Genomic DNA, 9,363 nt, shown 5'->3' with positions numbered 1-9,363 from the left:
GCTTGCCGGCATTGTTCTGTGGGCAGTCCTCCAACTGATCGTGGGCGGTGCAGCTCAACTGGGATATGCTCATTTTAATTTGAACCTTGTAGATGGAAAGGATGCTGCCATCTCGGATTTGTTCTCTCAGAAAGACCGTCTGTGGGATGGCTTCTGCATGAAATTCCTGCAGGGTCTGTACATCGCCCTCTGGTCGCTGCTGTTGGTGATTCCGGGAATCGTGAAAACATACAGCTATGCGATGACACCTTACATCATGTCCGAGCATCCTTCGCTGACCGCAAATGAAGCGATCACAGAATCCCGGCGGATCATGAATGGCAACAAATGGCGGCTGTTCTGTCTGGATTTCAGCTTCATTGGCTGGGAGCTGCTTTGTTCGTTGCCACTGTATGCCGGGGGTTTTCTGGTTCTCAAATATTTCACCGGTTCAGAGGCTATGGCGATTTCTCTTGTTCTTCTGCTGACAATTCCATTGAGCATTGGCTTCTTTTTTGTACGCCCCTATGAGGAAGCTGCATGGGCCACTTTCTACCGCGATATTACCGCAGCACCTACCGAACCGGATGAAGCATACTGACTTTTATACTATTTCGCAGATGTGACCGGATTTTCGAGGTGGTCTGCGTATGGATAAGAAACCTGACCGTTCCGAAATAATTACAATGAGCCTCTTGTATGCTTTAACGCTGGTGCTTACGGTATTAAAAGTGACGAGAACGTTTTCACTGCCTTGGTTGTGGGTACTGGGTCCACTTTGGCTTGGCACACGTCGGTACTGTGATTAGGGCTGCTTGCGCTGGGAGATCTCTCCCAGCGTTTTCTATATGAAGAAAGTTGCTGGAGAAAAAAATTCTCCAGCAACTTTGTCTTTGATGAATAAAGGAAATTTTTTGTTTAACTATTCTCACTATTATTTGATTTAGTGATTTTTTTCTTCTTTGGAGAAACCAGTTTGTGACCGGAATAAATGGACATACCCATACAAAGCAATGAAGAATAGGCAAAGTATTTATGCGCAGTCATAGATTTTTTGATTCCAGAATAAATGCATCCCAACATACAGAAAAGTGCGCCTAAGGACCAGTATTTATGTGATTTCATGATTTGATACCTCCTTTGATTTAACTGATTCAATTATAACGTTTTTTTACGAAAATGCAAGCATTACCGGGAACGCTTTCATGTGGAGGCTGTGACTGCCGCTACGGTCATGATCGGTGGGCATTACGCACAAGGCTCACATGTAGCATTCGACTCCGAATATCAGCCGGCACACATATGAGGACGGAAAATGTAGCAGCTTTTGAAAAAATTGCTTTTTTCTGCTCAAAGTGCTACAATCGGAATATACCGAATACAAAGGGAGGAAAGCTCCCATGCCAAGACCGCCACGGTGCCGTCAAATTTGTGGCGTACCACAGGTCGATACATTCTGTCCCAACGGGTGCGAGAATACCGAGCCGATCCTGCTGACGCTAGACGAATACGAGGTCATTCGGCTGGTTGACTTGGAGCAGCAAACCCACGAGCAGTGTGCCGCTCAAATGGACATTTCCCGCTCTACCGTGCAGGAGATTTACGAAAGCGCACGGAGCAAGATCGCAGCGTGTCTTGTCCACGGGAAACCGCTGCACATCACCGGGGGAAACTACCGCATCTGCGGAGGACAGGAGGCAGCTCACTGCGGCCGCTGCTGCTGGATGCAGAGAGCCAACATGGAAAAATCAGGCAAAACTTGCAAAGGAGATTCCATTATGAAAATTGCAGTTGCCTATGAAAACGGTCAAATCTTTCAGCACTTCGGTCACACCGAGCAGTTCAAGCTTTATGAAGCTTTGGACGGCAAAATCACTCATAGTATCCACCATGAAAGAGACGAAATACGCAGGAACTCAAACCGAAAAAAACCTGATGGCTGCCTTTGCCGGTGAGTCCGAGGCACGCAACAAGTACACCTATTTTGCATCCAAGGCCAAGAAGGAAGGCTTTGAGCAGATCGCGGCACTGTTCCTCAAAACCGCTGATAATGAGAAGGAGCACGCCAAGCTGTGGTTCAAAGAACTGAACGGCATTGGCGACACCGCAGAAAACCTTCTCTCCGCCGCTGAGGGTGAGAACTACGAGTGGACGGATATGTACGATGGCTTTGCCAAAACTGCCGATGAGGAAGGCTTTCATGAGCTGGCCCAGCGTTTCCGCCTGGTAGCCGCCATTGAAAAGCACCATGAGGAGCGCTACCGTGCCCTGCTGCACAATGTGGAGATGGCAGAGGTCTTTGCCAAGAGTGAGGTCAAGGTGTGGGAGTGCCGCAACTGCGGTCACATCGTCGTGGGCGAGAAGGCCCCGGAGGTTTGCCCCACCTGCAACCATCCCCAGAGCTATTTTGAAATTCATGCAGAAAACTATTAAAGAAAAGAAAAGGAGAATTATCATGGAGCAGAAGTTTTACATTTGCAAGCATTGCGGTAACATCATTGCCAAAGTTAAGGACGCAGGCGTCCCTGTTGTCTGCTGCGGCGAGCCGATGAGCGAGATCGTTCCCGGCACCACCGACGCTGCCGTGGAGAAGCACGTCCCTGTCTGGACGGTGGAAAACGGCATTGTCCATGTCAAGGTCGGCTCTGTGGAGCACCCCATGCTGCCGGAGCACTACATCGAATGGGTATCTCTCCAGACCAAGCAGGGCAATCAGCGTAAGGAACTGCATCCCGGCGAAAAGCCGGAGGTCTGCTTCGCTCTCTGCGAGGGCGATGAGGTCGAGGCGGTCTACGCCTACTGCAACCTCCACAGTCTGTGGAAAGCGTAATTCACCTTCTTAAAATCCGGTGCTCAAAAAGCACCGGATTTTTTTTTCAATGTAACCTCGTCACAGAAAAAGACTTTGTCCTGCGGTATGATAAAGCCACAATCAAGAAAGAGCTGACGAACATGAAAATCAAGCTCAATCCCGATCAGGAGATTGTCAGCACCATCAGAAAAGGACTCAAGCGCACCGGCGGGTACTGTCCCTGCCGCAGGGAGCGCACAGAGGCAACCAAATGTATGTGCCAGGAGTTCAAGAATCCAATTGCAGATCCGGGCTTCGAGGGGGTCTGCCACTGTATGCTCTATTACAAATCCTTGTAGGATTAAGGGAGGAAAGCTATGCTGTCAAAGAAACTGGCTGCCATAGATAAGACGCGGTGCGTCGCCTGCGGTGTGTGCGAAAATACCTGTCCACTGGGGGCTGTCAAGGTGCGCCGCGGCTGCTACGCCGCCGTGGAGGCGGAACGCTGCGTAGGCTGCGGCAAGTGCGCAAAACTCTGTCCCGTCGGCTGCATTGAGGTGAAAGCGAGGGCTGACGCATGAAAGCAAAGCATTGGTACGATTACCTGTGGGTGTATGCCATCATCTATTTTGCACTGGGCTTTTTCAATATCCTGTTCGCGTGGCTGGGCATGATCGATTTTCTTCTGCCGCTGCTTTTAGCCATCTTTGGCGGGAACAAATTCTTTTGCAACCACCTCTGCGGACGGGGTCAACTGTTCAGCAAGCTGGGGACAGACCTTAAATGCTCCCGCTGCAAGCCCACGCCCCGCTGGATGTCCTCCAAGTGGTTCCGTTATGCCTTTTTGCTCTTTTTCCTGACGATGTTCGGCAACATGGTGTTCCAGACCTATCTGGTCGCTGCTGGTGCTACGTCCCTGCGGGAGGCCATTAAGCTGTTCTGGACATTCCGTGTGCCGTGGAGCTGGACTTATACAGCCGGTACGGTCACTGACTGGGTGGCGCAGTTCAGCTTTGGCTTTTATGGCCTCATGCTGACCTCTCTGCTGCTGGGTCTGATCGTTATGGTGCTCTACAAGCCCCGCACATGGTGTGCGTTTTGTCCGATGGGAACCATGACGCAGGGCATTTGCAAGCTGAAAAACAAAGAATAAACAAAGATAACAGAACGGAGCCTTTCTCATGGCTGAACTGAAAATTACTGCTGCGAATTTTGAAAATGAGATACTGCATTCCGACAAGCCCGTCCTGCTGGATTTCTATGCGGACTGGTGCGGACCGTGCAAAATGCTCTCTCCCGTACTGCATGAGCTTGCCGAAGAAAAAAGCGGTACGCTCAAGGTGGGCAAGGTCAACGTGGACGAGCAGATGGAGCTGGCAATGCGTTTTCAAGTATCCAGCATCCCGATGCTTGTCGTATTCAAGGATGGAAAGGAAATTACCAAATCGGTCGGCTATCGGCCTAAGTCGGAGATTGCCGCAATGGTGGAGGGCACAAGATGAAAGTTGTGATCGTAGGCGGTGTGGCGGGCGGTGCTTCTGCCGCTGCCCGCATCCGCCGTTTGGATGAACACGCCCAGATCATCATGATCGAGCGCAGCGGCTATGTGTCCTATGCCAACTGCGGTCTGCCGTATTATGTGGGCGGTGTGATCAAGGAGCAAGAAGAACTGACACTGCAAACTCCGGAGAGCTTCTGGGACCGCTTTCGCATTGATGTGCGGGTACGGCAGGAAGTAACTGCGATCGATCCCACAGAGAAAACCGTCACCATTCACGCATTGGATAGTGGAAAGGTCTACACGGAAACCTATGACAAACTGCTCCTCGCACCCGGCGCAAAGCCGACGGTTCCTGCGCTTTCCGGCGTCAGCAGTGAGCGTGTTTTCACGCTGCGCACCGTGGAGGATACCCTCCGCATTAGGCACTTTGTAGAGGATCAGAAGCTGAAAAGCGCTGTTTTGGCTGGCGGCGGCTTTATCGGTCTGGAAATGGCGGAAAACCTTACAGAAATGGGCGTTTCTGTCACCATCGTTCAGCGACCCAATCAGCTATTAGCACCACTGGATGCGGACATGGCGAGCTTTGTCCATGCGGAAATGCGCAGACACGGCGTGACTCTGCGGTTGGGTGAAACCGTCACCGGATTTCGACAGGACGGAGATTCCGTGCTGACCCTGCTGGAGGGTAGTGAGCCGCTGCATTCGGATATGGTTTTGCTGGCCATCGGTGTTACCCCAGATACGCATTTAGCAAAAGATGTCGGTCTTGAGCTTGGTATTCGTGGCAGCATCGCTGTCAACAAACGGATGGAAACCTCCGTGCCGGATATCTATGCTGTGGGCGATGCCGTAGAGGTCGCCCATTTTGTAACCGGGCAGAAAGCGTTGATTTCGCTGGCGGGACCCGCCAACAAGCAGGGACGCATTGCCGCTGACAATATCTGTGGCGGCAATAGCCACTTTCACGGCTCTCAGGGCTCGTCTGTTCTGAAACTGTTCGGCTTGACAGCGGCCTCCACGGGGATCAATGAAAAAGCGGCGCAGGCAGCAGAGATCGCTTACGACAAAGTCGTGCTATTCCCGGCATCCCACGCTGCCTATTACCCCGGCGCACAGTCTATGGCAATGAAGGTACTGTATGAAAAGGAAAGCCTGCGGCTGCTGGGTGCGCAGATCGTTGGCGGCGAGGGCGTGGACAAGCGTATTGATGTACTGGCAACGGCCATTCGCGCAAAAATGAAAGCTTTGGAACTGACGGAACTTGACCTTTCCTATGCGCCGCCCTATTCCTCTGCCAAGGATCCGGTCAATATGGCCGGTTTTATGATCGAGGATTTGGAGAGCGGGAAAGTGCAGCAGTTCCATTGGAATGATGTTGAGGACTTGCCCTGCGATGGCAGTGCGACGCTGCTGGACGTCCGTACGGAAGGCGAATATCGGCGTGGGCACTTGAATGGATTCCGCAATATTCCACTGGACGATCTGCGGGAGCACTTGGACGAGTTAGAGCGGGACAAGCCTGTCTATGTGAATTGCCAGACAGGGCTTCGCAGTTATCTGGCCTGCCGACTTTTGACGCAGTATGGTTTCAGCTGTTCCCATCTCTCCGGCGGATACAGTTTTTATCAGGTCGTAACACAAGAGCAGCAGACAGCGCGGAGCGCCTATCCCTGCGGAAAGGAGAAACTATGAGTGAAAATCTATTTGGCTTGACGGTTGCGGCAGATAAAGGCTTAGATGATCTGCAGTGCCAGCGCCTTTTAAGCGAAAATCGCAGGTATCAGGAAGTCATGCTGCAATACCGATGTGCGCTGAAAGCACTGGAAAGCAGGTTGGAAATTCTAAACGAAGAGTTTTCATTGCAGCATGATCGCAATCCGATAGAAAGTATGAAAAGTCGCTTGAAGTCGCCGTCCAGCATTATGAATAAGATGCAGAAGCGCGGACTTTCTCTGGATTTTCCGACCATGCAGGCAAATATCATGGATATTGCCGGTGTGCGGGTGATCTGCTCTTTCGAGGAAGATGTGTTCTTTTTGGCAAAGTGCTTAAAAGATCAGTCTGACATTGAAATCATCACGGAGAAAGATTATATTTCACACCCTAAGCCAAATGGCTATCGCAGTCTGCACCTGACGATCCGGCTGCCGGTATTCTTTGCGGAAAAAGAGAGCCATGTGCCAGTGGAGATACAACTCCGTACAATCGCTATGGACTTCTGGGCAAGCCTTGAGCATACCATCCGCTACAAGAAAAACTTGCCGATAAATGCTGAAGTCGAAACTGAATTGAAAGAGTGCGCCGATTCCAGCAGAGAATGGGACAGCAAAATGGAACATCTACTGCACATCTTAACATAATGCGTCGGATATAAAATGAAAAGCACGCACTTTATTGCTTGTTTCGGTTGGATGGCTTAGGCTTGTCAGGGATCGCCTCATCCGCCTTGGATGGGCGACCCCTGCGAGCCCCAACCAATTTCTCCGCTTTCTGGTTTTCAGGCATAGTCTTTTCTGCTTTCGGCGGACTGCCACGGCACAGCTTTTTCGGCTTCTATAATTGTAAGGAACATGGCTTTTCGCTGAATGGAAAGCGAAGCTGACCCGGGCTGGGGCGGTCTGTAATAAAGCGATATTTTTTTGAAACTATCTTGACAAAATTTATCAAGATTGATATTATGGTATTAACAAGCAAGCGAAAAGAGGATGTGGAGCATGATCATCACCAAAGAGACGGACTACGCGCTGCGCATTTTGCGGGTGCTGCTGGACGGGGAGAAGCATTCGGTGGCCGAGATGTCGGAAACGGAATTGATCCCCAATCAGTTTGCCTACCAGATTCTGCGCAAGCTCTCCGCCGGCAATTTGGTGCGGGTGAGCCGCGGCGCTCTCGGCGGCTGCGAGCTGTCCTGCGATCTGGACGCGACCTCCCTCTACGATCTCATGGGGGTCGTGGGGGAGCGGGGCATCCTGTGCGCCTGCATGGAGCCGGGATATGAATGCCGCTGGCAGGACAAGCATGGGCGGTGCACCATCCACTGTCAGCTGGCGGCCTTGCAGCAAAAGCAGGACGAGGCGTTCCGTGCCGTGAGCCTGCGCAGGCTGCTGACCGGCGGATCCGATCCCCAAGATACAAGCAAGCTGTAAAATTTTAAAAGGAGGTACCCGTATGCTGTTTCAAACCACGTCGGCGCACGAAGAGCTGCGCGCGAAGATCCGGAGTTTTGCGGAGGAGGAGATCAAGCCCCTCGCATTTTTAATGGATCAGAACAATGAGTTTCCCGAGGAGGCTGTCAAGAAGCTGGGTAAGCTGGGCTGGATGGGCATTCCCTACCCCAAGGAGTACGGCGGTGCCGGTCTTGATGCTCTGAGCTACGCCATCGCGGTGGAGGAGCTGGCCCGTGTGGACGGCGGCACGGGCGTAATCCTCTCCGCCCACGTCTCCCTCGGCTCATGGCCCATTTTCGCCTATGGCACCGAGGAGCAGAAGAAGAAATATCTGGTTCCGCTGGCCAAGGGCGAGAAGATCGGCGCCTTCGGCCTTACGGAGACCAACGCCGGATCCGACGCCGGCGGCACGGAGACCACGGCGCTGGATAAGGGGGACTACTACCTCCTCAACGGCGGCAAGATCTTCATTACCAACGCCCCTAAGGCGGACACCTATGTGGTTTTCGCCGTCACCACGCCGGACATCGGCACCCGGGGCATCTCCGCTTTCATCGTGGAGAAGGGCTGGAAGGGCTTTGAGTTCGGCGACCACTATGACAAGATGGGTATTCGCTCCTCTTCCACGGCGGAGCTGATCTTCAACAACGTGAAGGTTCCCAAGGAAAACCTATTGGGCAAGGAGGGCGAGGGCTTCAAGATTGCCATGTCCACACTGGACGGCGGACGCATCGGCATCGCCGCGCAGGCGCTGGGCATCGCCCAGGGCGCGTTTGAGCACGCGTTGAGCTATTCCAAGGAGCGCGTCCAGTTCGGCAAGCCCATCGCGGCCCAGCAGAGCATCGCCTTCAAGCTGGCGGATATGGCAACCAAGCTGCGCTGCGCCCGGTTCCTCATCTACTCCGCGGCGGAGCTGAAGGAGCAGCACGCGCCTTACGGCATGGAGTCCGCCATGGCGAAGATGTACGCCTCGGACATCGCGCTGGAGGTCACCAACGATGCCTTGCAGATCCACGGCGGCAGCGGCTACCTCAAGGGCATGGAGGTGGAACGGGCCTACCGCGACGCCAAGATCACCACCCTCTACGAGGGCACTAACGAGATCCAGCGGGTGGTCATCGCCTCTCATCTGTTGGGCAGGCTGGGCAAGAGCTCCGGCGGCGAGAGCCGTTCGGCGGCCAAGAAACCCGCGCCCATCACCGGCATTCGCAAAAAGACCATCTTCCGGGAGGGGGACGCTGCCCAGCAGGTGGCCGACCTTGTGGCGGCGCTGAAGAAGGATGGTCACGACTTCTCCGTGGGCATCCCTATGGATACGCCCATCCCGCAGGCGGAGCGGGTGGTCTCCGCGGGCAAGGGCATCGGGGAGAAAAAGAACATGAAACTGGTAGAGTCGCTGGCCAAGGCCGCCGGCGCGGCCATCGGTTCTTCCCGCCCTGTGGCGGAGACTCTCAAATATCTGCCGCTGAACCGCTATGTGGGTATGTCTGGTCAGAAGTTTACCGGCAATCTGTACATCGCCTGCGGCATCTCTGGCGCATCCCAGCACCTTAAGGGCATCAAGGACGCCTCCACCATCGTGGCCATCAATAAGAACGGTAACGCGCCTATCTTCAAGAACTGCGACTACGGCATCGTGGGCGATGTGGAGGAGATCCTGCCCCTGCTCACTGCCGCGCTGGATAACGGCGAAAAGCTGCCCGCGCCGCCCATGGTAAAGATGAAGCGGCCCACGCCGCCGAAGCCCGCCCCCATCGGCGACCGCTACGTCTGCAGCGGCTGCGGCTACGAGTATGTGCCGGAGTTGGGCGACGAGGACGGCGAGATCGCGCCCGGTACGCTCTTTGAGCAGCTTCCCGCCGAGTGGGTGTGTCCCGAGTGCGCGGAGACGAAGGATCAATTTGTAAAGGCTTGAGGCCGTGAAG

Annotated in this window: 13 protein-coding genes; 12 read left to right on the top strand and 1 reads right to left on the bottom strand. The window is 53.7% G+C overall.

Features of this window, described 5'->3' with window-relative positions; all coding sequences use genetic code 11:
• A partial coding sequence (locus tag DW937_RS13800) for a DUF975 family protein (protein WP_120121340.1) occupies window positions 1–580 on the top strand: 580 nt, incomplete at its 5' end.
• A gap of 317 nt (window positions 581–897) precedes the next feature.
• Here the strand turns inward: DW937_RS13800 and DW937_RS13795 are convergent.
• Window positions 898–1,104 (bottom strand): DUF6219 family protein, encoded by a 207-nt coding sequence (locus DW937_RS13795; protein WP_082210884.1) that lies wholly within the window; start codon window positions 1,102–1,104, stop codon window positions 898–900.
• Between the two features lie 275 nt (window positions 1,105–1,379).
• Between DW937_RS13795 and DW937_RS13785 the strand changes: the two genes are divergently transcribed.
• The 11 genes from DW937_RS13785 (at window position 1,380) to DW937_RS13735 (ending at window position 9,353) form a co-directional block, all read left to right on the top strand.
• Window positions 1,380–1,934 (top strand): DUF134 domain-containing protein, encoded by a 555-nt coding sequence (locus tag DW937_RS13785; protein ID WP_243111493.1) that lies wholly within the window; start codon window positions 1,380–1,382, stop codon window positions 1,932–1,934.
• Window positions 1,870–2,412, top strand: a complete 543-nt coding sequence (gene rbr / locus DW937_RS13780; protein ID WP_005946411.1) for a rubrerythrin — start codon at window positions 1,870–1,872, stop codon at window positions 2,410–2,412. The genes DW937_RS13785 and rbr overlap by 65 nt, the downstream gene beginning before the upstream one ends.
• Before the next feature lie 22 nt (window positions 2,413–2,434).
• The gene (locus DW937_RS13775; protein ID WP_005946408.1) at window positions 2,435–2,809 is read left to right on the top strand and encodes a desulfoferrodoxin family protein; all 375 of its coding nucleotides are present in this window, start codon (window positions 2,435–2,437) and stop codon (window positions 2,807–2,809) included.
• A gap of 122 nt (window positions 2,810–2,931) precedes the next feature.
• On the top strand, window positions 2,932–3,129 hold the full coding sequence (locus tag DW937_RS13770) for a ferredoxin-thioredoxin reductase catalytic domain-containing protein (protein WP_097771466.1): 198 nt from the start codon (window positions 2,932–2,934) through the stop codon (window positions 3,127–3,129).
• 18 nt (window positions 3,130–3,147) lie between these two features.
• A complete protein-coding gene (locus DW937_RS13765; RefSeq protein WP_097771465.1) occupies window positions 3,148–3,351 on the top strand; it encodes a 4Fe-4S binding protein in 204 nt (67 codons plus the stop codon).
• Window positions 3,348–3,923 carry a 4Fe-4S binding protein gene (locus tag DW937_RS13760; RefSeq protein ID WP_120121338.1) on the top strand — a complete coding sequence of 192 codons (576 nt, stop codon included), beginning with the start codon at window positions 3,348–3,350 and terminating at the stop codon, window positions 3,921–3,923. The genes DW937_RS13765 and DW937_RS13760 overlap by 4 nt, the downstream gene beginning before the upstream one ends.
• A gap of 28 nt (window positions 3,924–3,951) precedes the next feature.
• Window positions 3,952–4,272 carry a thioredoxin gene (gene trxA, locus DW937_RS13755; protein ID WP_120121336.1) on the top strand — a complete coding sequence of 107 codons (321 nt, stop codon included), beginning with the start codon at window positions 3,952–3,954 and terminating at the stop codon, window positions 4,270–4,272.
• A complete protein-coding gene (locus tag DW937_RS13750) occupies window positions 4,269–5,963 on the top strand; it encodes an FAD-dependent oxidoreductase (RefSeq protein ID WP_120121335.1) in 1,695 nt (564 codons plus the stop codon). The genes trxA and DW937_RS13750 overlap by 4 nt, the downstream gene beginning before the upstream one ends.
• Entirely contained in the window at window positions 5,960–6,631 is a 672-nt protein-coding gene (locus DW937_RS13745; protein WP_120121332.1) for a GTP pyrophosphokinase family protein, read from the top strand. Before DW937_RS13750 ends, DW937_RS13745 begins: the two co-directional genes overlap by 4 nt.
• A 345-nt stretch (window positions 6,632–6,976) precedes the next feature.
• Complete coding sequence (locus DW937_RS13740) at window positions 6,977–7,417, top strand: Rrf2 family transcriptional regulator (RefSeq protein WP_243111492.1); 441 nt, start codon at window positions 6,977–6,979, stop codon at window positions 7,415–7,417.
• A gap of 22 nt (window positions 7,418–7,439) precedes the next feature.
• Window positions 7,440–9,353, top strand: a complete 1,914-nt coding sequence (locus tag DW937_RS13735; RefSeq protein ID WP_120121330.1) for an acyl-CoA dehydrogenase family protein — start codon at window positions 7,440–7,442, stop codon at window positions 9,351–9,353.
• Window positions 9,354–9,363: the final 10 nt, after the last annotated feature.

This window comes from Faecalibacterium sp. AM43-5AT, from assembly GCF_003603345.1.
GTDB lineage: Bacteria > Bacillota > Clostridia > Oscillospirales > Ruminococcaceae > Faecalibacterium > Faecalibacterium taiwanense.
The sequence above is the reverse complement of the archived record's forward strand: the minus strand, read 5'-3'. Positions and strand labels throughout refer to the sequence as shown.